The following is a 24,855-nucleotide window of genomic DNA, read 5'->3' on the forward strand; positions in this document are numbered from 1 at the left end:
ACATAGCCGCTTGGTTTTCAAAAGAAATCAGGCGGCTATTTCTATTTTGAAGGATCTTTTCGTTTCCGGGTTTGTCACGGACAGGGCGGGAAAGCGGGTTCAAACGCGGCATACCTTTTCGTTATAATAGAACCAAAGGATAATTCTGTAGAGCAAAAGGGGGACGCGTATGAAAAATGGGAAACGGGCGGTAAGCTTTATTCTGGCGGTGGTGCTATTGTGCACATCGTTTGCAGGATGCGGCATGGTGCAGCAGGACAAGGCGTATTTGGAGCAGGTGGCGGCGGCCGTGACGGAGACGCAGAGCATTTTAAAGGACGTGGAAGCTGCGGCGGACGAGCTTTCCGGGCAGAGCAGCATTGTGTACGAGAATTCTGTGAATGCAGAGGGCTTTGACGTGCTGGACGAGTATTATACTTTGTGCACGGAGAAACTAAACGCGCTTAACGACGCGGTGGGCGCGGTGCGGCAGCAGATGCAGAGCCTCGAGCGTTGCGACGCGCCGAAAACCGAAAAGGGCAAGGCTGTGGAAGCGGAGCAGAAGGCTTACTTTGAGGACGCACTTGAGGTGATCGGCGGCATTCAGGAGGCGCTGACATTTTACACGGCGCAGTATGACGCTTTGCAGCCGCTTGTAACGGCTACGGTCGGCGACCGCAGCGACGAGCAGGCGTACCTCATTTCCGTTTACGAGGCGGCGGGCAATGTGAAAACGGCACTCAGTACGTTGGACACGCCGGAGTGGCTCAATGATCTGTGGCCGAAATACGTTGCGAACCTTGATGTGATGACGAAATACATGGAATCGCGCTCGTGGGGCCTTGCATGGTCGGACGTTTTGAGACTGTATTCCGCAAACCAGCTTATCTCGCGCGTGGGCATTACCTCCGGGCAGCACGAGGAAACGATGTTCGATTTATACAGCCGCGAATATAACCACGCCGCGTTTTTGCTCGATGAGAACCTCGACGCGTATGCGGATGAGATTCTGGCGGCCTGCGAGGGAGGCAAAGATGTTGGCGCGTATGACGCGCAGGCGCCGATCGTGTTTTCGGACTACTCGACCGTTGAGGAGATTTTTCCGAATTTGTACCCCTCGATGGACTCGGCGATCAACCTGCTTTTATATACGGACAAGGGCTACACCGACGTGATGGTGACGGCGGAAATTGCGGGCTTTACGCAGAAATATGAGCAGAAAGTGACACTGACGCCGGAGATGACGTATTTGATGATCAAGCCGCCGGTGCTCACCGATATGCCCGACCTTTCAACGACGAAGGACACGCAGATGACGCTGCGTGTGGAAAACACGATTACGGGCGAGGCGATTATTCAGGAGACGAAGAACATTGAGCTGCACAGCGTATACGATTATAAAAATTACAGCGATGAATTCGGCATTATCCAGAACGACAACATCTTGGCGTGGATGACGCCGGAAACGGACGGCATTTTGCAGGTGCGCCGTAATGCGGTATCGTGGCTGGAGCAAAGCTTCGGCACGGAATACGGTATGCTGCCGGGGTATCAGCCGGCGTACGGCTTTACGTCCGACCAAGGCGCGTACATCACGTATTATCAGGTGGCGGCGATACAGAGCGCTATCAGCAGCATGGGCGTACGCTACAACATGGGGCCGTATTCGTTCAGTGCGAGCCAGCGCGTTTTGATGCCCGACGCAGTTTTAGAGAACGGCTCCGGAATTTGCATCGAAACGGCGGTTTTAATGGCGAGCGTGCTGGAATCCGCAAGCATGCACGCGATGATTGTGTTCACGCCGGGACACGCGCAGACAGCGGTGGAAACGTGGAGCGGCTCCGGGCAATACTTCCTCATTGAGACGACGATGCTGCCGTTTACGGCGACGCAGGACGCGCTGCAGTCGCTCATTCAGCCACTGAGCGCGGAGGAATGGGCGAACTACTTGTACAACAAGGAGCAGGAGGCGCAGCAGTCCGGCGGCATGGTGTATGTGGTGGATTGCGATTTGGCGCCGGTGCTGAACATTCAGGGATTAAACTACTGAGGAGACAAACATGACACGAACGAAACGAATGACGGCGGCTGTGCTGACGCTTGTATTGCTTTTGAATTTTGCGGGCTGCGGCGCGAAAAACGCGCTGTTTGACCAAGTGAGCGGCGCGGGAAAATTTGCGGCGGAAAGCCTGACGATTTACGAAGAAAAAGGAAGCTTTGCGGCGGAACCGAAAACGGTGCGGGACGCAAAGCAAGCGGAAGAAATTTTTGGCGCGTTGAAAGCTGTGACGCTCGGCGAAGTTGTAAAGACGGACGACAAATACACGCGGTATATTTTTACATTTGCGGACGCAAGCGGCAGCAAAATGAGCTTTACGCTGCGTGAGGACGGGTGTGTTGTATTAGGCGGCAAGACATATGATGCGCTCGGCACGGACACGGTGTTTGAGGCGGCGGGGATAGACCCGGACGAGGAGACGGCGGAATCAAAAACGGAAGCGTCCTCCGAAGCTTCAAATGCGCAGACGGAGCCTGAAGTGACGCCCGAGCCGGAAGTGACCGTGACCCCGGAGCCGACGGCGGAACCGACACCTGAAGCGACGTACACGTTGGTTGATTACGACGGCGGGGTGTTCACGATGCAGCTGCCGCAGGGGTGGCAGATTATGACCGGCGGCGAATACGCGGGCTATTCCATCCGCGCGTGGGACCCGAATGACCCGGATGTGCAGATCTTCTATTACGGTGAGCTTGGCCCGTACTTTAAGAGTGCGGAAGCGAAGGCGCAGTATCAATCGATGAGCACGAGCAATGACCCGCTGACATATTTGCCGGTGCTGGAGGACCCGACGCTTGCGGGGTGCTTAAACGCGATGGACGATTACCAAGACGCTTACGACAGCATCATGCCCCAGAGTTTTGCATTTGCAAAAATTCAAAACATGACAGTTTTGAGCGAAACGCCCATTACGACGCCGCTTGCAAGCTATGCGGTTTCGGAAGCTTCGATCTTAGCGAGCCTTACATCGGAAACAGGGGCGGCCTGCACGGGTATGTTTGAGGGCAGCATTTTAGACGCGGGCGGTTATGAAATCAACGGTGTGGACGTGACGCCTTCACGCGGTGCCGCGAACATTTTCGGCATCATTGCGCCGGAGGGAAAATTTGAGACGGTGGCGCCGATCTTGATACAGTCTTTGACGAGCTTTACATTTACGGACGAGTACATTCAGGAAGCGATACGGCAGGGAAACATGCAGGCGGAAAACGCGGCCGAGGTTTCGCGCCGGAATAACGAAATGATGGAGCGTGTTGTGAATGATTTTTGCGAATATATTCGGCAATAAACGGCGATTAGCGCCGCGAACGTTGCAAAACTTTTAACCACCGTTGACGCGGGTGGCGGTTAATCCTCAACGTAAGGCAAGATCATGTTTTGGAAGGCGCTGAGCATTTTACTGTGGCGAATGACGAAATGAATAGCGGGGGCTTTGCTTTTGGACAGCATGACCCACTCGTTTTCGTGGATTTGAATTTGGATATTGCGGAACGCGGGTTTCTCCGCAAAACGGACGGTGTAGTTTGGGTGCTGTTCAGCGAATATTTTGGTGGCTTTAAGGTGCGCTGTGTATTCTTCATAGGTGTACGTGACGGTGTTTTCGATGAATGCGTTTGAAAGCGAGAGCGTGAGGGGGCTTGCCCGGAACGCTTCTTCGCTTACATGCGGGAGCTCGTCGATGACGGTGTTTACAGTGAGAATTTGCTCGATATTTTCCGTTTGCTGTTTGAGTGCGGCGTTGATGCTTTCTGCGTCTGCTGCCGACATGCCGCTGCGCTTTAGAATGCGTCCGAGCAGATCTTCCGGCATGGTATAAAGCGGCGGAGCGGAGAGAATGTTTTGCCGTGCGCCGACGGTGGCTGCGTCGTTTTTGAGGAATGCGCGGAACAGATCGGCCTGTGGGGCTTTATAAATTTCCATTAAAGGCTGCGCTTTTTGCAGCAGATGGTCTGCGATGCGGCGGCTGTGCTGCACCTCTTCACGGTTGTTTGTGAAATGGTAATGGCCGTCTTCGTGAAAGCCGTTTATGCACTCGCCGGTGAGCGCGGCGGCGCCGGAGACGTAATGAAAGTGGCAGTAGACGGTGTTCTGCACGCCTTTTAAGTAGTACGGCGAGACCTGCCCCGTCATGTAAATGGGGATCCAGCTCTCTAACCCGAGCATCATTTCTTCAAACGGGCGGTCTATGTTGTGGATTATATCGAGATGCAGTCCTTTTCGGAGCGCGACGGCGATGCCGAACATCCATTTTTTACCGAAGTCGAGATCTTCCGCCATATCGGCCATGGGCATATCGCTGCACATGAAAACGGGGGCGGCGGATTTGGAAAGCGCGGTCGCCTTGAAAAAATCGAGCTCGCCCTGCTTCATTTCCTCTATGCCGTAGTAATTGCGCGAGGCAGGGAGTCGGAACGGGAGCGAAGGCACCTTAATCTCCTCAAAATGAATGGCTTCGATATATTCATTGAGGTCGAAGGTATCGAGATGCGCGAGAAATTTGGAGACGGACTCGGCATCGCGCTGCTTTGCGGTGCACAGCCACTCCATGAGGAGCGCAGTGTAGTGCTCGGGCTTTGTAGGTTGCTCTGCGGATGTACCGACGAGCGCGCAGAGGGCTTCTTTTTGGTCGTTTTTCAGGCACCGCCTTGTGACATAGCGGCAGACCTGCGTGATGAATTCCTCTGTGTTTGCGGGTTTTCTCTGTCCGGAGCAGACGCGGGAGAGGTAGGATGCGTCGAAATTCATGGCGCGGGAAAGCTCTGCGTAGCTGATGCCGAATGCGGTGAGCAGGTTTTTAAGGTTTTGAACGGCGCTGTCAAAATCGGATTTTTCGGTGTGCAGGGAAGCGCGGAGGGTGCAGAGAACTTCGCCCTCCGAAAAGCCGGGAGAATAATCGCTTTCGGCGGCGATGGCGCAGATGCCCTGTGCGAGCCGCAGAAGCTGTTCGCTGTCCCTGCCGGGTTCGCGCTCGCCGGAGCGGTAGCGGCTGATGGCGGCATCCGATATGCCGGAGACGGCGGAAAGCGTTTTGGCGGAGCAGCCGAGTGTTTCGATATATAAATTGAGACGGTCACAAAATTTCATGCGGGTTCCCTCCGTATGCTTGATTTAAGGCGATTATACCACGCTTCGACCGAAACCGCCATAAGAGAACGCAGTGGGTTTTGACATTTTCCGGCGTGTCAATGACCAAACCGGGAAAACGCTTTTTTCGGTTACGGTTGTTTGGTAGGATAGGGGATAGAAAAGGGGGCGGGAAAATGAAGCGATGCGGTTTTATTTTGCTGTGTGCGCTGGTCGTTTTGTGCGTGCTGCTTGCGGGCTGCGAAGGAAAGACGGCGGAAAGAAGCGAAGCCGGCGAGGTGTTTGCGTTTTGCGGCGGCGAAGCAGAGAATTTCGCAAAGACATTTGACGTGAATGAGATGAACTGCATGGAATATCGCTACACGATGGACACGCCCGTTTTCTGCCGCATCACGGACAAGGCGGCGATGCAAACGATTTTTGACGCACTTTGCGAGATGAAAATCGGCGAAAGAACGGACATGCGTGCAACGGACAGCGAGCAGAGTTTGACGTTTGTGAAAACAGACGGCACGACGTGTATGATACGGTTTGAGCAGCGGAACCTGCTGTATGAAGAAGACGCTTATCAACTGGAAAATGATGCGGCGCTTTGGAAGGCGCTGCGCGAAGTGAAATAGAAATGGGGGAACGACATGAAAGAATCGAGAGTATTTGAGCTGAACCAAGCGACCGCAGAGCAGGTTTTGGAGGCTGTGACGACGTTTTTGCGCGGCGAAAAGAGCATGGAGGTGCAGAGCGTGGCGACACCGAACGGGTACCTCATTCAGGCGGCGCAGGCCGATACGCTGCGCACGCTTTCCGGCATGAAGCTGGCGACGACGGTGGAGCTCACGGTAAACGGCACGCAGCTCAATGTGACGCTCGGCGAGGGCCAGTGGGCGGACAAGCTGGGCGCGGGCGCTGTGGGGCTTTTTCTGCTGTGGCCGCTGGCGGTAACGGCGGGCATCGGCGCGTATAAGCAGAAAAAGCTGCCGAGCGAGATTTTTGAGGTGGTGTACCGCTGCACGATGGGCGAGCCAACGAGCTTCCGGACGGCGGGCGTACCCGTAAATGCGGCGCCGACAGCTCCGGCGGGGGCAGTCTGTCCGCAGTGCGGGGCGCAGATCTTCGCAAACGCGAGGTTTTGCAGCGCTTGCGGCGCAAAGCTACAAACGGTGTGTCCGGGCTGCGGCGCGCCGGTAAAGCCGGGCAGTAAATTCTGCTCGGAATGCGGGCAGGCGCTCTCTTGATTTATATATCCCAAAACGGCGGCGTGGAGCTTAGGCTTTGCGCCGCCGTTTTTTATGCGCATGTTTTGTACCGTGTGGAGTGAAGCGGTTGAAATCTTCGGCGAATTCTTGTATGATAAGGGAAAAGAAAGGCGGGGATGAAGATGAATATTACGGTTTATCTCGGTGCGAACGCGGGCAATGACCCCAAGCTGCAAGAGGCGGTGGAGGCGCTCGGCAAGTGGATTGGCGAAAACGGGCATGACCTCATTTACGGCGGCTCAAAATGCGGGCTAATGGGGTCGATCGCCGAAAGCGTGCTGCAAAACGGCGGCAAAGTGACCGGCGTGGAGCCGCAGTTTTTTGTGGACTCCGAGCTGCAGCACGACGGGCTGACGGAGCTTATTGTGACAAAGGACATGACGGACAGAAAGACGAAAATGATTGAGCTCGGCGACGCGTTTATCGCGTTCCCGGGCGGCACGGGCACGCTGGAGGAAATTGCGGAAGTGATGTCGAAGGTATCGCTGAAGCATTTAGACGCGCCGTGCATTCTTTATAATCTGAATGGATATTACAACGGGCTGAAGGCGCTTTTAGGCCATATGATCGAGATGGGGCTTTCGACCAAGGAGCGGCAAGAGGGCATTTATTTTGCCGACACATTAGATGAGATCGAACGCATTTTAGCGGAAAAGTGAGGGATATACATGCCGAATATTGTATGGAACGCGAAGGAATATCAGCAGAATTTTTCGTTTGTGCCGTCTTACGGCGAAGCGGTGACAGAGCTTATCACGAAGCCGCAGTGAGCGAAAAAGCGACACCTGACGGTTTCCGGACTTGTGCGGTGGGAGTTCGTCCGCTATAATAAAAGCAGAACGAGCGCAAAGGAGTGCTGCTTTATGGCAAAGACGAATAAGACACCGAAGGCGGAGGACAACGCCGAGCTGCGGACGATCTCGCTTTTGAAAATTCTGAACACATACAGCGACGAAAACCACGAGCTTTCTACAAAAAACATTATGGATAAGCTCCAAAAGGAATGCGGCGTTACGGTGCATCGCACGACCGTCGGCAAGAACATCAAGCAGCTTGCGGACTGCGGCTTTGATATTTACACGCACAAGACGACGCAGAACCGCTATTACCTTGCGAGCCGCTTATTTGAGATGCCGGAATTGAAGCTGCTTGCGGACGCGGTGGAATCTGCGGGATTCATCACCGAAAAGAAAAGCGAGGAGCTGATTGAAAAGCTTTGTCGGCTGACGAGCGTTTATGAGGCCGAGGTTTTGCAGGAGGGGTTTTGCGCGAACAACGGGAAATCCTGCAATGAGAGCATTTACTACATTGCGGACACGATCAACGCGGCTATTGCAAAGCGGAAGAAAATTTCGTTTTACTATTTTCATTACGGTCCGGGCAAGAACCGTGTACTGAAAAACGACGGGAAGCCGTATGTTTTCAGCCCATATAAGCTTGTTTGGAATACAGATGAATATTACGTTGTGGGGTATTCCGACAAGCACGAAAAGCTTGTGAGCTTCCGCGTGGACCGCATTGACCGTTGTCCGGAGATTTTAGATGAGGACGCGGAGCCGCGGCCCGAAAAAGAGGAGTTGATGCGGCATATCCGCACGATGACAAGCATGTATGACAGCCGTCGTGAGCGCGTGACGCTTTTGTGTGACAACGCGATGATGAATGCGGTGGTGGACGCATTCGGCGAAGATGTGGAAACAAAGGCCTTTGGCGACGACGCGTTTACCGTGGAAACGGAGACGGCGGCAAGCCCTGTCTTTTACCGCTGGGTGTTCGGCTACGGTGGGAAAATCCGAATCACGGAGCCGGAAAACGTGAAAAAGGAGTATGCCGAAATGGTGAAAAACGCTTTTGGAAATACGTGCGGCCGGTGCGGCGCGTAAAGTAAACAGCAGTCCGACCTTTGGCAGTTTGATGCACAAAGGTCGGGCCTTTTTTTGTGTTGAAGACGGAACGTGAATGTGCTATAATGAACCGTAAGATTTTGGGAAAGGGTCCGGCAATGTATAACTCCAAACGATTCGAAACGGTGAAGAATATGAGGGAAAACAAGAAAATATCGAATGCCGTGCAGGCGGCCATCGGCGTGCTGGCCGTGGTTTTGGCGGCGCTGATCGTTTGGATGATGGTGCTGGTCTCGGGCATTCAGGGCACGGCGCGCGTGGTGAACTATGCGGGCCTTGTGCGCGGCAAAACGCAGCGCCTTGTCAAAATGGAGATTGCGGGGCAAGCGGAGGACGAAATGATAACGAGCGTGGAATCGTTTATCAACGGTCTGCGCTTCGGCGATGACGAGCTTACCCTTGTGCGATTGGGCGACAAGAGTTTTCAGACGAAAATGGAAGAGTTGGCTTCTTGCTTTGAAAGCCTGAAGCAGGAGATTTATCTTGTGCGCGAAAAGGGTTTTGAGAAAACCGACATCATCGACAAAAGCGAAAAGTTTTTCGACATTTGCGATGAGGCGACGGGCCTTGCGGAAACCTATTCGCAAAAGCGTGCATCCTCTTTGGCGGTTTTGGAGCGGTACATCACGGCGGATATCGTAGTTTTGATGATGCTGATCGGTTATGAGTTTATCAAGGCGCTGCACTACGCCGCCATGAACCACGCTTTGCAGAAAAAGGTGTACATGGACGAAGCGACGGGGCTGCCGAACAAAAATAAATGTGAGGAGCTATTGAGCGCGCCGGAAATCATCACGATGCCTATGGGTGTTTGCAGCTTTGACCTCAACAATTTGAGACGCATCAACAACAGCATGGGCCACGAAAAGGGCGACGCGTACATCCGCATTTTTGCGGAGCTGGTGCGCGAGGCGGTGCCGGCGCATTACTTTGTGGGTCGCGCGGGCGGCGACGAATTCATCGCCATTATGGACGGCGCGGACAAGGAAGAAATGCAGCGGTGCTTACAGCTCATCCGCGACCGTGTGGACACGTACAATGCGGCGAACCCCGATTTTCCGGTGAGCTACGCGGTTGGCATTTCGGTCTCCGACGAGAACGAAAACTGCACAATGCGCGATTTGTATATCTTCGCAGACAAAAACATGTATATCAACAAAAACCACGTGAAGCGCGAGGAAGCATTGGCCGAAAAGAAGCTGGATCGCAGGCTGCTGAAAAGCATGAAAAAATACGGCAGCAACTTTTCCGATTGCCTGTACTGCGACGCAAGGCAGGACGCTTACCGGGTAATTCGTGCGAGCGAGGCGTTTTTCCTTGTGGCGGACGGCAGTTATTCCGGCGCGGTGGAGCAGATTGCAGAAGAACGCGTGGCACAGGAAGACCGCAAGGCGGTGCGCAGCAGATTACAGCTGACGGCGCTGTGCGAGGCGCTTTCCGAAAAGAACTGCGTGGTGGAATTGCAGCACAAGATTTTCGGCGCGAACAGTGCCGACTACGGGCGACTGACGGCGATTTTTGTGGATGCAGACCCGGACGGCACGCTGCACCATTTCTTGCTGGCGTTTGAGACGATCGACAGTGCGCAGCCGGAGACGGACGCCAAGCAGCAACTGACGCAGTATTACGAGCAGCTGAAGCAGTCTATTTTGGAAAACGACAGTTACGTGGATGCGATGCTGGAGACTGCGGATGCGGTATACTCCGTGAATCTGACGGATGATCTGGTGGAGCGTGATTTCCGTCGTGAACGCGGCGCAGACATCTTTATTGAGGACTTGAAAGCACCGTGTCCGTACGGCGAATATTGCCACCGTCATTCTATGCTGATTTTGCCCGAAACGATGGGCAGCTACCGGTTGATCGACACGGCCGAAAAGCTTTTGGAACGCTATGCGAGCGGAGAAAAGCAGGTGACGGTGGAATACTGTGAGCGCGTATCCGGCAGCGAGACACGCTGGATACAGAAAACGGCGCTGATGATGTCTTCACGCGTATACGATGCGAAGAGCAGCGAGGAAAAGCCGATGATCCACAGCCTTGTGCTGCTGAAAAACACCACGGAGTTCCATGCACAGGAGCAGAAGGAGCACGAGCGCTTGCGGGCTGAGGTGGACGAAGCAACACTGGCGAATAAAGCAAAGACGGAGTTCCTTTCCCGCATGAGCCACGATATCCGCACGCCGATTAACGGTGTGATGGGTATGCTGGAGATTATCAAGAAAAATCGTGAAGATCATGAGCGCGTGGACGACTGCCTTGAAAAGATCCATGTTTCCTCCGAGCATCTGCTGTCGCTCATCAACGATGTTTTGGATATGAGCAAACTGGAATCCGGCCATATGGAGCCGGAGCATGTGCCGTTTGACCTTGACGATTTGATGAAGAACGTCCGCACACTGAACGAAGCGCAGGTGGCAAAAACGAGTATTGTGTATACCTACAGCAAGATTTCGTTTGCGCACGCAAAGCTTATCGGCAGCCCGCTGCATCTGCGGCAGATCTTATTGAATCTGTTCAGCAACGCGGCAAAATACAATAAAGAAAACGGCACGATTGAAACGTATGCGGAGGAGATTGCCTGTGACGAAAACACGGCGACATTCCGTTTTACAATACGTGATACGGGCATCGGTATGAGCGAAGATTTTGTGAACAACGAGCTTTTTGAGCCGTTTACACAGGAAAAGCAGGACGCCCGCACGCAGTATCAGGGCACGGGACTCGGCATGTCTATCGTGAAGGAGCTCATCGAGAAGATGAACGGCACCATCACGGTGGAAAGCGTGCTCGGCGAAGGCTCTGCGTTTACGGTGACGCTGCCGTTTGAAATCGACAAGCATCCCTCTGCGCAGGCGGCGAATGGCGCGGCGGACGAAACGGCTCTGCACGGGCTGAAAGTGCTGCTGGCCGAAGACAACGAACTCAACATGGAGATTGCGGAATTCTTCCTGGAAGACATGGGTGCCGAAACGATGCAGGCGTGGAACGGCAAAGAGGCCGTGGAGGCCTTCCGAAACTCCGCGCCGGGCGAGATCGGCGTGATCTTAATGGACATCATGATGCCGGTGATGGACGGCCTTGAGGCGGTGCAGCGCATTCGTGCGCTGGACCGGCCGGATGCGAAAACGGTGCCGATCATCGCGATGACAGCGAACGCGTTTTCGGAAGATGTGGAGCGCAGCCGCAAAGCCGGTATGACGGAGCATCTCTCGAAGCCGCTGAATGCCGAAACGCTGAAAAAAGCGATCTTACGGAACATATAACCCGTGCGGTAAAGACAAATATTCGTTAAGGGCGGCGAAGAGCTGCCCTTTTTTCGTGTACCGACACTTGATTTTTCTTTTTGTTGTGGTATACTCATTTGGGAGTATTAGAATCAATTCTAAAACAGGGAAAAGAGGGGTATAAATGGCAAACCGCAACGAAAAGGAGGCCTCGCGCAAGCGAATTCTTTCTACCTGTGTGCGTCTGTTTTTGGAGCAGGGGTTTAAGCATACACCGCCGAAGCAGATTTTGACGGAAGCGGATGTTTCCGCGGGCACGTTCTATAATTTGTACCGCACGAAAGCCGGTGTGCTCACCGAGCTGACCGAGTTCATGTTTCAAAATCAGTTTACTATCGCGGGGCAGATTGTGCAGGGGGAGACAGACCCCGTAAAGCTCTACGCGGTGGAGACGGCGATTCAGCTGACGCTGGCAGAGTTGAACGAGAACCTGCGCCAAATTTACGTGGAGGCGTACACGCTGCCGGAAAATTTGGAAATCATCCACAGGATGACGGCCGAGATGCTGCACCGTATTTTCGGCGCGTATATGCCCGGGTACAGTGTGAGCGATTTTTATGAGTCGGACATCGGTTCGGCGGCGATTATGCGCGGATATATGGCGCGTCCGTGCGACGTGTATTTTACGCTGGAACGCAAGTTAGAGCGCTTTTTGCAGCTGACACTACGCATTTATTGCGTGCCGGAGGAAAAACAGCGGGAGGTTATGGCACTGATTGCGAGCCTCGACATCCGTGCCATTGCAAACGAAGTGATGCAAAAGCTGTTTGCCGCGCTTGAGATGCACTATGAATTCACGCTTGGCGAAGAGGCAAAGCAAATTTGATTTAAAAAAGAGCTGCACAGACGGATATGCACCCGGTTTTCTGGGCACAGGTTCAAAATTGAAAAATGGGTTTCCATCATGGATGCTTCCCTAAATTCAGAGGAAAGCGCAAATATTTGTTGAGTGTGCTGTCGAAATTCATTGAAAACAGTAAAATTCTGTGCTAAACTTAGAGCATAAACACCGGGCGGAATATAACGTGCGGAAACCATTGAAAAGGAGCAATTATTTATGGGTCTTATTAAGGCAGCTGTCGGCGCCGCGGGCGGTGTTATGGCGGATCAGTGGAAAGAATTTTTCTATTGCGAATCGATGCCGAAAGAGGTGCTTGTCACAAAAGGTATGAAGCGCACGAGCGGGCGTTCCTCCAATACGCGCGGCAGTGACAACATCATCACGAGCGGCTCCGGCATTGCGGTGGCAGACGGCCAGTGCATGATGATCGTGGAGCAGGGCAGAGTGGTGGAGCTTTGCGCGGAACCGGGTGAATTCACCTATGACGCTTTGAGCGAGCCTTCTGTTTTCTCCGGTTCTCTCAGTGCGGGCATTAAAAACACCTTTGCGCAGATTGGCAAGCGTTTTACGTATGGCGGCGATGCCGGCAAAGATCAGCGCGTATATTATTTTAATACAAAGGAACTCATCGACAATAAATTCGGCACACCGAATCCCATTCCGTTCCGTGTGGTCGATAACAAGATCGGGCTGGATGTGGACGTTTCCGTCCGCTGCTCCGGCGTATATTCGTACCGCATTGCGGACCCGCTTTTGTTCTACACGAATGTGTGCGGCAATGTGGAGCAGGAATATACCCGCGACGAATTGGACAGCCAGCTGAAGCACGAGTTCATCAGCGCTTTGCAGCCGGCGTTCGGCAAGCTTTCCGACCTCGGTTTGCGTCCGAACCAGATTGTGGCACACAACACGGAGCTGGAAGACGCCATGAATACGGCGCTTTCCGCGAAATGGGGCGAGCTGCGCGGCTTGACGGTCGTCAGCATTGCGCTCGGCTCCGTGACACTGCCGGACGAGGACGCCGAGATGATCAAGCAGGCACAGCGCACGGCGATGATGCGCGACCCGACTATGGCGGCGGCCACGCTCGTCGGCGCACAGTCGGACGCGATGAAAACGGCCGCGGGCAACTCTGCCGGTGCTATGAACGGCTTTATGGGCGTAAATATGGCTATGAATGCGGGCGGCATGAACGCACAGGCGCTGTACGGCATGGGTCAGCAGCAGGCGGCGCAGGCTGCGGACAGCTGGAAGTGCGCGTGCGGCACGGTGGTCAACGGCAATTTCTGCCCGAACTGCGGGGCAAAGAAGCCGGATAACGACGGCTGGACCTGCTCCTGCGGTAAAGTGAACAAGGGCAATTTCTGTGCAAACTGCGGCGCGAAAAAGCCGGAGGGCTTACCGAAGTACCGCTGTGACAAGTGCGGCTGGGAGCCGGAAGACCCCGCGCACCCGCCGAAGTTCTGCCCGCAGTGCGGCGACCCGTTTGATGAAAATGACCGTGCCTAAAGGTTGCGACCTGCGTTGAACTGTGAGGAGATGAGAGCAAATGGCGGCAATTAAAGAATACAAATGCCCTTGCTGCGGCGGCGCTGTGGAATTTGACAGTAAAATTCAGAAGATAAAGTGCCCGTACTGCGACACGGAGTTTGACACCGAAGCGTTTACCGCGCACGAGGAAGAAGTTCAAAACGCAAAGCCCGACGAAATGGACTGGGAGACCACGGCCGGCGGCGCGTGGGAGCAGGGCGAAGAAAGCACGCTGCGCAGTTACGTGTGCAACTCCTGCGGCGGAGAGATCGTCTGTGATGAAAACACGGCGGCGACCTCCTGCCCGTACTGCGGCAACCCGGTCGTGATGATGGGGCAGGTGAGCGGCGCTTTGAAGCCCGATTACGTGATTCCGTTCAAGATCGACAAAAAGGCGGCAAAGGAAGCCTTGCAGCGGCATTATAAGGGCAAAAAGCTGCTGCCGAAGATTTTCAAAAAAGAGAACCATATCGATGAAATCAAGGGCGTTTACGTGCCGTTTTGGCTGTTTGATGCCGATGCCGATGCGGATATTCGCTATAAAGCGACGCGTGTGCGCACCTGGAGCGACAGCGATTACGATTACACGGAAACAAGCTACTACTCGATAGGCCGCAGCGGTGATATTGGCTTTGACCGCGTGCCGGTGGACGGTTCCTCCAAGATGCCAGACGATTTGATGGAATCCATTGAGCCGTTCAAGTTTGAGGATGCGGTGGATTTTAAAACGGCGTATCTCGCGGGCTACCTTGCGGACAAGTACGATGTGACGGCCGAGCAGAGCATCGACCGCGCCAACGAGCGCATCAAGCGCTCCACGGAAGACGCATTCGCTTCCACGGTGAAGGGGTATCACTCCGTCACGACGGAGAATTCCTCCATTCGTCTGCACAACGGCAAGGCAAAGTACGCGCTTTACCCCGTGTGGCTTTTGAACACGACGTGGAAGGGCAAAAAATACCTCTTTGCGATGAATGGGCAGACCGGCAAATTCGTCGGCGACCTGCCGGTGGATAACGGGCTGTACTTTAAGTGGCTTGGCGGGCTTACGGCAGGCTTCGGCGTGATTGCGCTGATTGCCTATTTCCTGTTCTGGCTGTTCTAAGGGGGTGCGGAGAATGAATAAAAAGCTTTTATCGGTATTTTTTGCCGTTCTTTTATGTGTAGTTGTGTCTGTTCCGGCGTTTGCCGATACGGCGGAGGACTACACGCCGCACCTGATCGACAACGCGGACCTTTTGACGGGCGAGGAAGAAAGTAATCTGCTCGCGAAGCTTGATGAGATCAGCGACCGGCTGAGCGTGGACGTTGCCGTTGTGACGGAAGACTCCATCGGCGACAAGACACCGCGTGAATATGCGGACGATTTTTACGATTACAACTCGTATAAGTATAACCCGGACGGCGTTCTGCTGCTCATCAGCATGGAAGAGCGCGACTGGTACATAACGACGACGGGCAGCGCCATTACGGCCATTACGGATGCGCGGCGCGGCAATATGGAGGATGCGTTTTTGAGCGACCTCAGCGGCGGCTACTATTATGACGCGTTTTCGACGTATGCCGATATGTGCGACAAATACATCTCGGGCGTGCAGAGCGGTTACTACGAGGAAGGTGAGGCATACGAGGAGAGCACCGTGGGGAATTTCCCGTGGGGCCCGGCAATTTTGGTTTCGCTTGCTATCGGCCTCGTCGCGGCGCTCGTTGTGACGGGCTTTATGCGCGGGCAGCTCAAAACCGTGCGCCGTAAGGCGGCAGCGTCGGATTATGTGCGCCCCGGCAGCATGAACGTGGCGTATGCAAACGACGTGTTCCTCTACTCGCACGTGAACCGCACGGCAAAGCCGAAAGACAACGATTCTTCCGGCGGCTCCGCAACGCACACGTCGTCCTCCGGCACGACCCACGGCGGTGGCGGCGGAAAGTTCTGATTTTGCCGGCAAGGCGATGATTCCGTTTGCGACCTGCGGCGGCAGCGGTATGGGCTAATGCGTTTTAAACCATAGCTAAACCGTATAAATTCATAGAAATTAAATCCGCATTTCCGCAAAAACCGGGAATGCGGATTTTTAATTCTTGTTGTGAATAATAACGTAAAATTTAAGAAAGAAGAAAGGAAAATAGGTTGATTTTTGGCTGAACTTCGTATATGATTAAAATAGAAACAGTATATACGGTACGTTCTGAAAATTAAAAATGGAGGAACTGTTATGAAGAAAAAACTATTTGCAATCCTACTCAGCATTGTAATGGTAGCTGGACTCCTGCCTGCCACAGCACTGGCAGCGGAACCCACAGTCTACGACATCTGGGTAGACGGCGTACAGGTCACGTCTGAGAATAAGGATAATCTTTTCAGTGGAACAGTAAGTTATGACCCGACCACTCACACCTTGTCTTTGAACAATGCTACCCTTGACAACGACACCCTGTCGGACTACGGTATTAAAACGACTATCCCCAGTACGTTGAAGATACGGTTGACCGGGACAAATAGTATTACCCGAACCGATCCCGGCGGAGGAGTGGGAATATACCTCAATTACAGCAATTCTGTCGAGATTACCGGCGATGGAACACTGGTGATCAACGTTATCGGGAAAAACTACGACGGAATTAGCACAGGGGCTGACGTCAAGATTTCCGATAAAGCAAATGTCACAATAAACGCTGAAGGCGGATTGGGCATAGCCGGAAGAATGGTCGAAATTGACGGGGCAACAGTGAATTCCACCGGCTTGTATGCCGGAATCGATGCCCATTGGCTGAAGATTATAAACGGCGCCGATGTTACGCTTAAGGCGACTCAGGACGGACGTAACGGAGCATATATCTGGAAAGATCAAGAAGGGAACGGCGGCGATATTGAGCTTGCTGCATCTAAAGTTAAAGCAACAAGCTATTATCCCGGTCTGTATGCTGCAGGTAATCTGACGGTTAACGGCGGCGAGGTAAACTGTACCTCTACTGCGGACGGTGCAATATGGGCAAAAGGCAATATTTTGATCAAAGACGGCGCCAAAGTAACCACTGACGGTAAATCCCCCATGGGCGGTAACGGTACTTTTACCGTAGAAGAAGCAGAGATTGACGCAAAGAATACGAATGAGGACAATACCCCTGCAATTTCCGATGCATGTGTGCCTGTGATTGCCGATGGCTATCACCTGAACTATGCAAAAGCTGTAGACTCGGAAGGAACAGAAATTGACCTGCTTTCCAGCGGTACTCAGGACTTTGCAAAATATAAAAATGTTCATTTTATCACAAAGGCTGTCTATCCGGTTTCTTTCGTTGTAACGCCAGACGGTCTGACCAATGTTGTTGTTAAAGTGAATGGTCAGGAGGTTACCGGCTCTGTCAGTTTGGAAGCAGGAACTTACCCTGTTGAAGTAACAGCCGATAACTGCAAAGCATACACCGGCAATATAACGATTACGCCTGATACGGCAACGCACACGCAGACGATTGCAATGACTTATTTACCTGCCGACTACACGAAAGTAGACGCAGCCATTGCCAAGGCAAATGCTTTGGAAAAAGATAACTACAAGGACTTTTCTGCTGTGGAAGAGGCGATTAACGCAGTTGTGCGCGACAAGAACATAACGGAACAAGACGAGGTAGACGCAATGGCGCAGGCTATTGAAAATGCCATCACCGCGTTGGTGGAAAAGCCCACAGAGGCTCCGACCGCGACGCCGACGGCAACACCCACGGCTGCGCCTTCTGCAAGCCCGACGGCGGTTCCGACCGCGACGCCCACGGCAACACCCACGGCTGCACCTTCTGCAAGCCCGACGGCGGCTCCGACCGCGACGCCTACGGCTGCACCTTCTGCGAGCCCGACGGCGGCTCCGACCGCGACGCCTACGGTAAAACCGACGGCTACGCCAACTCCGGCGCCGAAGGCTGACCCCAATAACCCGAAGACAGGCAGCAGCAACTTGCCGGTCGTTTTCGGCAGCGCGGCGCTCGTGCTGAGCGGAGGCGCACTTGCAGCGGTGCTCATCTATAAAAAGAAGAGACACGAAAAGTAAAGTGAAAACCTAAAAGTAATGAACCCCCGCCCCGGAAATCGGCTTTGTGCCGGTACCCGGGGCGGGGGTTTGTACATTCTTATTCAAAAAATATTTACGATTTACACGACACCGTGGTTGACACCCGTCCGGACCCGTGCTAAAATAAAATACGAATTCGTATTTTAGCGGGGTGGAGCGAAATGGAACGATATGCGTTTTTCCGGCAGCTTGGCAAGGCGGTGTACGGCATAGACGCAGCTTACGATGTGTTCTCGAAAAGTGCGCAGATCAAACCGAATATGCTGTGGCTGCTTTCGGCGCTGAACGACGGCGAGGGGCACACGCAAAAGCAGATCTGCTGGGACTGGGGATTCCCGAAAACGACGGTGAACACGCTGATCAAAGAGCTGGAAAAGAGCGGCTTTGTGGTGCAGAGCCCCATTCCCGGCGAGCGCAGGGAGCTTTCCGTAACGCTGACAGAAGCGGGCAGAGACTACGCGAATGAGGTTTTAAAGCCCGTGTATGAGGCAGAGGAGCGGCTTTTTCGGCTGTATTTTAAAGATAAAGACCCGGAATTTGTGCAGGAGCTGTTCCGGTTTTCCGGCGTGATGCACCGCTATTTTACAACAGGGGAATTTGAAGAAACGGGGAGCGAGACATGAAAAAAATAAGCTGGCATGAACTGAAGCCGCAGGTGAAGGAAGTTTGGGTACTGAGCCTGCCGGCTATTTTAACGCAGATCACAACCATCGTGATGCAGTATATCGATTCCGCCATGGTGGGTTCGCTCGGCGCGAACGCTTCGGCGGCGATCGGTCTGGTATCCACGAGCACATGGCTGCTGGGCGGCATTACATACGCCGTTTCGGCAGGCTTTTCCGTGCAGGTGGCGCATAACATCGGCGCGGGACGTGATGCGGAAGCGAGAAGCGTGGTGCGTCACGGCCTGTGCACGGCGCTGTGCGTGGCAGGGATTTTGTGCGCGTTGGGGCTTTCCATCCACAGTATGCTGCCGACGTGGCTCGGCGGCGACCCGGCTATTCGATACGATGCCTCGAAATACTTCATGGTGTACGCGCTGATGATCCCGTTCTCGCAGATCAACTCGCTGAACTCGTCGTTCTTGCAATGCAGCGGCGATATGCTGACGCCGAGCATTTTAAACGCCGCCATGTGTTTACTCGATGTGGTGTTCAATACCATTTTCATTCCGCATTTCGGCGTGATGGGTGCGGGCATCGGCACGGCGAGTGCGTGTGCGGTCGTCAGCCTGACGATGGCGTGGCGCTGCCTGTTGTGCAACCCGCATTTGCGGCTCAACCGCAAAGAGACCGAAAAGCACGGCTTTAACCCGGAAATTCTCAAAAAAGCTTTGAAGATCGGTCTGCCGGTCGGTGTGCAGGAGATCGCCATGTGCAGCGCGCAGGTCGTCGCGACCATGATCATTGCGCCGCTCGGTGCAGTCTCCATCGCGGCAAACTCCTTCGCCGTGACGGCAGAGAGCTTGTGCTACATGCCGGGCTACGGTATCGGCTCGGCGGCGACGACGCTCGTCGGGCGCAACATCGGCGCGGGAAAGACCGACCTTGCCAAGCGCTACGGCAACATCTGTATCGTGATGGGCGCGGGCTTTATGGCGATAACGGGACTTTTGATGATGTTCCTGTGCCCGTTTGTATTCAGCATTTTGACGCCCGATCTCTCCGTCCGCGCGCTTGCGGCGCAGGCGTTGCGCATCGGGTTGCTGGCTGAACCGCTGTACGGCGTTTCCATCGTTGCGGCGGGCGCACTGCGCGGCACCGGCGATACCTTCGTGCCGAGTATGATGAACCTCGGCAGTATTTGGGTGGTGCGCATCGGGCTTGCACTGTTGCTCGTCGGCAGTTTCGGTCTGCCGGGCATGTGGACGGCCATGGCGACGGAGCTTTGCGTGCGCGGCCTTTTGATGCTGTACCGTCAGAAAACAACGAAGTATTATAAAAAATATAATAAAACAACTAAAACGAGCGAGCCTGAGCTGTTAGAAGCTGCGGAAAGCTGAAAAGCGCTGCGAAAGGACGCTCAATACGGAAAATACGGAGCACGCGGTAACGGCGCCGCACAGGGTAAATTATCTCTGTGCGGCGCCGTTTTGCTTGTGATTCAAATTTTAAGCTGTGGGTAGATCTCCTCAAAGACGGCGCGCAGCAGTGCACCGGCATCGCGGCTTTCGGCGGTGACGGTGACGACGGCGTTTTTGTCGCGCATCAAAATGACGAACTGGCCGTATTTGCCGTCGGCGCGGAAGGAACCCTCGGGGCCTGCCCAGAAGAGGTAGCCGTAACCCTCGCTGCCGTTTTCGACCTGTTTTGAGGTCGCTTCTTTGACCCACTCGGCGGGGATGAGCTGCTTGCCGTTCCATTCGCCGTTTTGCAACAATAACTGACCGAACAGGTGCAGTTCGTCAATGGTGAGGAACAGGCCGCCTGCACCGAAGGTCTGACCGTTCGGGTCATTTTCCCATGTGGGCAGCGGAATGCCCATCGGCGCGAACATGCGCGGCATCAGGTAATGGACAAGGTCGCAGCCCGCGCGGCGCTGCACGAGAATGCCGGCAAGATACGGGCCGACGTTGTTGTACACGAATTTTTCGCCCGGCGCGTACACGAACGGCTGACGAAGCGCAAGGCGCACCCAGTTGCGGTCTTCATAGTACGGGCGTTCGCCGCCCATTAAAAAGCTCTTTTCCTGTCCGAGACACATGGTGAGCAGATCGCGCACCGTGGCAGCCTTTAAGTTGTCGGAAACGATTTCGGGCAGGTCATCCTTGAATGCGTCCGTGAGCTTTTCGTCGATGGAGAGCAGGCCCTCTTTTTGCGCAATGCCGACTGCCATAGAAGTAAAGCTTTTGCTTGCGGAATACACATTGCGGCGGCAGGTATCGTCCCACAGCTTGCGGGCCAACTGCGTGCCGTTTTGCGAGACCACAACGCCGAGTGCGCGAAGCGGCACTGCACGGCTTTCAAATTCGGTAAGATCGATCATAGTAAACGCCTCCTAAATGAAATCGAGTTGGTGTAAAGGGAACGAATAAAGTCTTTGGTCAAACAATACCACAATAAAAATGCCGATGCAAGTATTTTTGGCTAAAATAAGATTTTCGGAGAAAATTTGAAGTTTTTTTAAAAAAGGGGTTGACATATTGCACTTTTGAGCTTATAATGATGAAGCTGCTTGAGAAATGCGCTTGTAGCTCAGCTGGATAGAGTGACTGGCTACGAACCAGTAGGTCAGGGGTTCGAGTCCCTTCAAGCGCGCCAAGGAATCCACAAAGATTTCGGTCTTTGTGGATTTTTTCTGTTTTAAGATAGATTTTATCGATTAAAAGATTTATAAAGCTGAATGTATTTGGTCGATTCAACAAATTACTTTTGTCTTCCGACCTTGTGCGAAAGAAATACGCATTTTTACTTGCCACATCCTGCATCTGTGTGTATAATAAAAAATATTATTCTGCGTTTTTCGACTTTGCCTGAAAGAAAAGTGAAAAACGCATCAAATTTGAGAAACGAAAGTTGGAAGATCATGTTAGAGATCATAGCTGCCGTAAACAAAGCGGTGAACGATTTTATCTGGGGTGTTCCGGCCATGGTCTGCATCATCGGCGTAGGCTTGCTTTTAAGCTTCCGCACGCGCTTTTTGCAGATCCGCAAATTCCCCTATGCCATGCGCACCACGGCAGGGCGCATGTTCCGCAAAAAAGATGCTTCGGACGGTTCCATGACGCCGTTTCAGGCTGTATGCACGGCGCTGGCCGGCACAGTGGGTACGGGCAACATTGCCGGTGTGGCGGGCGCTATTGCGATAGGCGGCCCGGGCGCGGTATTCTGGATGTGGTGTTCCGCACTGCTCGGTATGTGCACAAAGTTTGCGGAAGTTACGTTGGCAGTGCATTTTCGTGAGCGCAGCAAGACCGGCGAGTGGGTCGGCGGGCCGATGTATTACATTAAAAACGGCCTCGGTAGGCACTGGCAATTTTTGGCGGTGCTGTATTCGCTGTTCGGCGCGCTGACGGTGTTTGGTACCGGAAACGCTACGCAGGTGAACACCATTGTAACCGCTATCGATACGGCGCTGACGCAGTACAATGTGATTGGTACGGACCACATTCCCACGGTGAACCTTGTCATCGGCATTTTATGCGCAATGCTCGTTGCTATGGTGCTGCTGGGCGGCATCAAGCGCATCGGCAGTGTGAGCGAAAAGCTCGTGCCGTTTATGGCGCTTTTGTATGTGCTTTTGGGGCTTGGCGTGGTTGTCCTGAACATTACGCGTCTGCCGGAGGTACTGGCATCGATCGTTGTTGGCGCGTTTAACCCGAAGGCTTTCACGGGCGGTGCCATCGGCAGTCTGTTCATCAGCATGCAGCGCGGCGTTTCCCGCGGCATTTTCTCCAATGAGGCCGGCCTCGGCACGGGTTCTATCGCGCATGCCTGCGCCGATACGAAAAAGCCTGTAAAACAGGGTGTGTTTGGCATTTTTGAGGTGTTTGTCGATACCATCGTCATCTGCACATTGACGGCGCTTGTCATTTTGTGCAGCGGCACGGCGGTGAATTACGGCACCATGGCGGGCGCAGACCTGACGATTTCCGGCTTTACGACGACCTACGGCAGTTGGGCTTCCATTTTCTCTGCGGTCGCGCTGTGCTGCTTCGCGTTCTCGACCATCATCGGCTGGGGCCTTTACGGCTCGCGTTTTGTGGAATTTCTGTTCCGCACCAGTAAGGCCGTGCGCCCGTTCCTCGTCATTTATTCGTTCGTCGCAATCCTCGGCGCAACCGTCAACCTTGACCTGCTGTGGAACATCGCCGATACCTTTAACGGCCTGATGAGTATTCCGAATCTTATCGCGTTGTTATTGCTTTCCGGCACGGTGGTGAAGCTGACAAAGGAATTTTTTGCGAAAGAAGACGGGCGTAAGCTCAAAAAATAACAGAAAAATAACAGATAGTATGCGGAAAATCGCCGGGGCAAGTGCGCTCCGGCGATTTTTTGTATGTGAAAATGTCGTAGAGTCGCCCGTGCCATTTGGTGAGTTTGTTAGAAAATTGCAAAATATGGCAGAAATTGCCGAAAAACTATTTAAATGTTCAACGGATTACGATATACTCTTGTCAAGAAGTTCGTTCGGCGCAGAGAGGGGACGAAAACATGAAAAAACGGCGATATTTTGCGGGTGCTGCGGCAATTCTCTTTTTACTTTTGCTTTGCGGATTTGCCCCGCAGAGCATCACGGAAGACAAGGATGCGCAGGTTTTACTGTATGAAACTTATGGTGAAAGCGAGATACTGGTCTACACCGGTCGTACGACGGTGCTGTATCGCCCGGACGGTCGTTCCGCCGAAGCACCGTTTAACGGGCAATATGCCGTTTTGCATGGCGATACCGTAACGGTTTTCGCCGAAACCGAGGAGTTCCTTGCCGTGGAGCGTTTCAGTGCGGAAACATTGGAGGAAACAGACCTGTTCGCTTTGCCTGTGACGAGCGGCCTGCGCTTTGCGGAAAGCGACAGCGCGGGCAGGCTTTATGCTGTTACCTACGGTGCGCCGAGCACATTGCAAGTGTTTGACGCGGCGGGTGAGCCCCTAACGGAATTCATATTTGAAGACAAAATATTCGGCATACAGACGGTGGATAGTACGCTTTATGTGCTGCTTTCGGAAAGTGCCGTGCAGATTTCGCTTGCGGGAAATGTGCCGACACTTTCCGGCACGGCGTTTACCTATGCGCCGGCTGCGCGGCCGTATAAGCTGCTTGGCAGCGACGTGTACGTCAACATGCAGGGCGAAGTGCGCCTGTTTTCCGGAGAAGAGTGGGCGGAAGACACGATCGTGACGGAGGCCGTTTTGAGCGGCGACATGCTCTACTGGCTTTCGGACACCTCGGAGGTCTCGCGCGTGCGCCGCGGCGACAAGGCGGAGTTATTCACGCTTTCCGGCGAAGCGGCTGCACTCACCGCAAATGCAGCGATCATCTGGCAAAACGGCGCACTGTGCAGAGAGTCGTTCGGTACATTTGTGCAGCCTACGCCCACACCTTCGCCCATCCCGACACCTACGCCGGAGCCGACCGCGACCCCAAAGCCCTCTAAAACGCCGAAGCCGACGGCTACCCCAAAATCGAGCACGACGCCGAAGCCAACGGCTACACCGAAACCGACCGCCACGCCGGATCCGGATGTCACGGCGAAGTTGCGTGTTTCCGGCCACATTTTATACGCAGAACCGGGCGTTACGGCAGCAAAGCTACGGGCAGCATTCCCACAGGCGGAAGTGGAAGTGTACACGTCATCCTCCGCAGCGGCCTCCGGTAGGCTGAAAACCGGCATGAGCGTGCTGATCGACGACAAGCTGTATACGGTCATTGTGCCCGGCGACATCAACGCTTCCGGCACCGTGAATACGGCCGATATGCGTCTTTTGCAGCGTGTGCTCGTCGGGGAGACGGAACTGACCGACACAGCCGCGCTTGCCGCCGACTTAAATGAAAATGGCAGGCCCGATGCCGCAGACCTTGTTCTGCTCGACGCCAAAATGCAGCGGGACTAAACCGCATAAAATGGAGATGCCATCTCATCGATGCAGACAGGATTGACATGTCCGGCGAAGTAAGCTATCACGCCGTTGAAAACTCGAAGCTTTCTAAGCCGGACGTGATGGAGTTACTGCAATATCCCATCGGTGTGACACTTGAAGCAGACGGTCGATACCGTGTATTTCTGGGGGCGTATCGGTTTTGGTATTTGAGGGAATGCCTGCACTGGACAAAAATCCCGTGCTATGTTTACAAGGTCAAACGGCAGATACGTGATCCTCGTGAACGGCGCCGCCGGGAAATTCATCGCAGGCAGC

At 53.8% G+C, this 24,855-nt stretch carries 19 protein-coding genes and 1 tRNA gene; 18 read left to right on the forward strand and 2 right to left on the reverse strand.

Features of this window, described 5'->3' with window-relative positions; all coding sequences use genetic code 11:
• The first annotated feature begins 169 nt into the window (after window positions 1-169).
• Both ACLTX1_RS12160 and ACLTX1_RS12165 read left to right on the forward strand, forming a co-directional pair.
• Window positions 170-2,029, forward strand: coding sequence for a hypothetical protein (locus tag ACLTX1_RS12160; RefSeq protein ID WP_316518489.1), 1,860 nt, complete (start codon window positions 170-172; stop codon window positions 2,027-2,029).
• 10 nt (window positions 2,030-2,039) lie between these two features.
• Window positions 2,040-3,326: a hypothetical protein gene (locus tag ACLTX1_RS12165; protein WP_343285151.1), complete on the forward strand. Its 1,287-nt coding sequence runs from the start codon at window positions 2,040-2,042 to the stop codon at window positions 3,324-3,326.
• A gap of 59 nt (window positions 3,327-3,385) precedes the next feature.
• Here the strand turns inward: ACLTX1_RS12165 and ACLTX1_RS12170 are convergent, their stop codons facing one another.
• On the reverse strand, window positions 3,386-5,122 hold the full coding sequence (locus tag ACLTX1_RS12170) for a hypothetical protein (protein ID WP_395506562.1): 1,737 nt from the start codon (window positions 5,120-5,122) through the stop codon (window positions 3,386-3,388).
• 176 nt (window positions 5,123-5,298) lie between these two features.
• Between ACLTX1_RS12170 and ACLTX1_RS12175 the strand changes: the two genes are divergently transcribed.
• From ACLTX1_RS12175 to ACLTX1_RS12230, 12 genes are all read left to right on the forward strand, one after another.
• Complete coding sequence (locus ACLTX1_RS12175) at window positions 5,299-5,742, forward strand: hypothetical protein (RefSeq protein WP_308449128.1); 444 nt, start codon at window positions 5,299-5,301, stop codon at window positions 5,740-5,742.
• A 15-nt stretch (window positions 5,743-5,757) separates the two neighbouring features.
• Window positions 5,758-6,354, forward strand: coding sequence for a zinc ribbon domain-containing protein (locus ACLTX1_RS12180; RefSeq protein WP_308449129.1), 597 nt, complete (start codon window positions 5,758-5,760; stop codon window positions 6,352-6,354).
• 143 nt (window positions 6,355-6,497) lie between these two features.
• Entirely contained in the window at window positions 6,498-7,034 is a 537-nt protein-coding gene (locus ACLTX1_RS12185) for a TIGR00730 family Rossman fold protein (protein ID WP_308449130.1), read from the forward strand.
• 204 nt (window positions 7,035-7,238) lie between these two features.
• Entirely contained in the window at window positions 7,239-8,258 is a 1,020-nt protein-coding gene (locus tag ACLTX1_RS12190; protein WP_308449131.1) for a WYL domain-containing protein, read from the forward strand.
• Between the two features lie 155 nt (window positions 8,259-8,413).
• On the forward strand, window positions 8,414-11,545 hold the full coding sequence (locus ACLTX1_RS12195) for an ATP-binding protein (protein WP_308449132.1): 3,132 nt from the start codon (window positions 8,414-8,416) through the stop codon (window positions 11,543-11,545).
• Between the two features lie 145 nt (window positions 11,546-11,690).
• Window positions 11,691-12,392, forward strand: coding sequence for a TetR/AcrR family transcriptional regulator (locus ACLTX1_RS12200; RefSeq protein ID WP_308449133.1), 702 nt, complete (start codon window positions 11,691-11,693; stop codon window positions 12,390-12,392).
• 231 nt (window positions 12,393-12,623) lie between these two features.
• Window positions 12,624-13,916: an SPFH domain-containing protein gene (locus tag ACLTX1_RS12205; protein WP_412331036.1), complete on the forward strand. Its 1,293-nt coding sequence runs from the start codon at window positions 12,624-12,626 to the stop codon at window positions 13,914-13,916.
• A 40-nt stretch (window positions 13,917-13,956) separates the two neighbouring features.
• Window positions 13,957-15,042, forward strand: coding sequence for a hypothetical protein (locus ACLTX1_RS12210; protein ID WP_308449136.1), 1,086 nt, complete (start codon window positions 13,957-13,959; stop codon window positions 15,040-15,042).
• 13 nt (window positions 15,043-15,055) lie between these two features.
• Window positions 15,056-15,871, forward strand: a complete 816-nt coding sequence (locus tag ACLTX1_RS12215; RefSeq protein ID WP_412331037.1) for a TPM domain-containing protein — start codon at window positions 15,056-15,058, stop codon at window positions 15,869-15,871.
• Window positions 15,872-16,150: 279 nt separating this feature from the next.
• A complete protein-coding gene (locus ACLTX1_RS12220; protein WP_412331038.1) occupies window positions 16,151-17,980 on the forward strand; it encodes a hypothetical protein in 1,830 nt (609 codons plus the stop codon).
• Window positions 17,981-18,162: 182 nt separating this feature from the next.
• Window positions 18,163-18,624, forward strand: coding sequence for a MarR family winged helix-turn-helix transcriptional regulator (locus ACLTX1_RS12225; protein WP_412331039.1), 462 nt, complete (start codon window positions 18,163-18,165; stop codon window positions 18,622-18,624).
• Window positions 18,621-20,003, forward strand: a complete 1,383-nt coding sequence (locus ACLTX1_RS12230; RefSeq protein ID WP_412331040.1) for an MATE family efflux transporter — start codon at window positions 18,621-18,623, stop codon at window positions 20,001-20,003. The genes ACLTX1_RS12225 and ACLTX1_RS12230 overlap by 4 nt, the downstream gene beginning before the upstream one ends.
• Before the next feature lie 101 nt (window positions 20,004-20,104).
• Here the strand turns inward: ACLTX1_RS12230 and ACLTX1_RS12235 are convergent, their stop codons facing one another.
• The gene (locus tag ACLTX1_RS12235; RefSeq protein WP_412331041.1) at window positions 20,105-20,986 is read right to left on the reverse strand and encodes a serine hydrolase domain-containing protein; all 882 of its coding nucleotides are present in this window, start codon (window positions 20,984-20,986) and stop codon (window positions 20,105-20,107) included.
• A gap of 198 nt (window positions 20,987-21,184) precedes the next feature.
• On the opposite strand from ACLTX1_RS12235, the gene ACLTX1_RS12240 reads away from it, so the two are divergent.
• The 4 genes from ACLTX1_RS12240 to ACLTX1_RS12255 form a co-directional block, all read left to right on the forward strand.
• Window positions 21,185-21,261, forward strand: a tRNA-Arg gene (locus ACLTX1_RS12240).
• Between the two features lie 265 nt (window positions 21,262-21,526).
• On the forward strand, window positions 21,527-22,936 hold the full coding sequence (locus tag ACLTX1_RS12245; protein WP_308449142.1) for a sodium:alanine symporter family protein: 1,410 nt from the start codon (window positions 21,527-21,529) through the stop codon (window positions 22,934-22,936).
• A 218-nt stretch (window positions 22,937-23,154) separates the two neighbouring features.
• Complete coding sequence (locus tag ACLTX1_RS12250) at window positions 23,155-24,552, forward strand: dockerin type I repeat-containing protein (protein ID WP_308449143.1); 1,398 nt, start codon at window positions 23,155-23,157, stop codon at window positions 24,550-24,552.
• Window positions 24,553-24,599: 47 nt separating this feature from the next.
• Window positions 24,600-24,855: hypothetical protein (locus ACLTX1_RS12255; RefSeq protein WP_412331042.1), on the forward strand; the 256-nt coding region annotated here is incomplete at its 3' end.

Source organism: Hominenteromicrobium sp. (assembly GCF_046974225.1).
GTDB classification, from domain to species: domain Bacteria; phylum Bacillota; class Clostridia; order Oscillospirales; family Acutalibacteraceae; genus Hominenteromicrobium; species Hominenteromicrobium mulieris.

What these genes read in the sequence shown, in the direction of transcription:
- ACLTX1_RS12200 (WP_308449133.1), top strand. Translation starts at nt 11,691, where the DNA reads ATGGCAAACCGCAACGAAAAGGAGGCCTCGCGCAAGCGAATTCTTTCT.
- ACLTX1_RS12165 (WP_343285151.1), top strand. Translation starts at nt 2,040, where the DNA reads ATGACACGAACGAAACGAATGACGGCGGCTGTGCTGACGCTTGTATTG.
- ACLTX1_RS12205 (WP_412331036.1), top strand. Translation starts at nt 12,624, where the DNA reads ATGGGTCTTATTAAGGCAGCTGTCGGCGCCGCGGGCGGTGTTATGGCG.
- ACLTX1_RS12175 (WP_308449128.1), top strand. Translation starts at nt 5,299, where the DNA reads ATGAAGCGATGCGGTTTTATTTTGCTGTGTGCGCTGGTCGTTTTGTGC.
- ACLTX1_RS12230 (WP_412331040.1), top strand. Translation starts at nt 18,621, where the DNA reads ATGAAAAAAATAAGCTGGCATGAACTGAAGCCGCAGGTGAAGGAAGTT.
- ACLTX1_RS12195 (WP_308449132.1), top strand. Translation starts at nt 8,414, where the DNA reads ATGAGGGAAAACAAGAAAATATCGAATGCCGTGCAGGCGGCCATCGGC.
- ACLTX1_RS12250 (WP_308449143.1), top strand. Translation starts at nt 23,155, where the DNA reads ATGAAAAAACGGCGATATTTTGCGGGTGCTGCGGCAATTCTCTTTTTA.
- ACLTX1_RS12245 (WP_308449142.1), top strand. Translation starts at nt 21,527, where the DNA reads ATGTTAGAGATCATAGCTGCCGTAAACAAAGCGGTGAACGATTTTATC.
- ACLTX1_RS12170 (WP_395506562.1), bottom strand. Translation starts at nt 5,122, where the DNA reads ATGAAATTTTGTGACCGTCTCAATTTATATATCGAAACACTCGGCTGC.
- ACLTX1_RS12210 (WP_308449136.1), top strand. Translation starts at nt 13,957, where the DNA reads ATGGCGGCAATTAAAGAATACAAATGCCCTTGCTGCGGCGGCGCTGTG.
- ACLTX1_RS12235 (WP_412331041.1), bottom strand. Translation starts at nt 20,986, where the DNA reads ATGATCGATCTTACCGAATTTGAAAGCCGTGCAGTGCCGCTTCGCGCA.
- ACLTX1_RS12215 (WP_412331037.1), top strand. Translation starts at nt 15,056, where the DNA reads ATGAATAAAAAGCTTTTATCGGTATTTTTTGCCGTTCTTTTATGTGTA.
- ACLTX1_RS12180 (WP_308449129.1), top strand. Translation starts at nt 5,758, where the DNA reads ATGAAAGAATCGAGAGTATTTGAGCTGAACCAAGCGACCGCAGAGCAG.
- ACLTX1_RS12190 (WP_308449131.1), top strand. Translation starts at nt 7,239, where the DNA reads ATGGCAAAGACGAATAAGACACCGAAGGCGGAGGACAACGCCGAGCTG.
- ACLTX1_RS12225 (WP_412331039.1), top strand. Translation starts at nt 18,163, where the DNA reads ATGGAACGATATGCGTTTTTCCGGCAGCTTGGCAAGGCGGTGTACGGC.
- ACLTX1_RS12185 (WP_308449130.1), top strand. Translation starts at nt 6,498, where the DNA reads ATGAATATTACGGTTTATCTCGGTGCGAACGCGGGCAATGACCCCAAG.
- ACLTX1_RS12220 (WP_412331038.1), top strand. Translation starts at nt 16,151, where the DNA reads ATGAAGAAAAAACTATTTGCAATCCTACTCAGCATTGTAATGGTAGCT.
- ACLTX1_RS12160 (WP_316518489.1), top strand. Translation starts at nt 170, where the DNA reads ATGAAAAATGGGAAACGGGCGGTAAGCTTTATTCTGGCGGTGGTGCTA.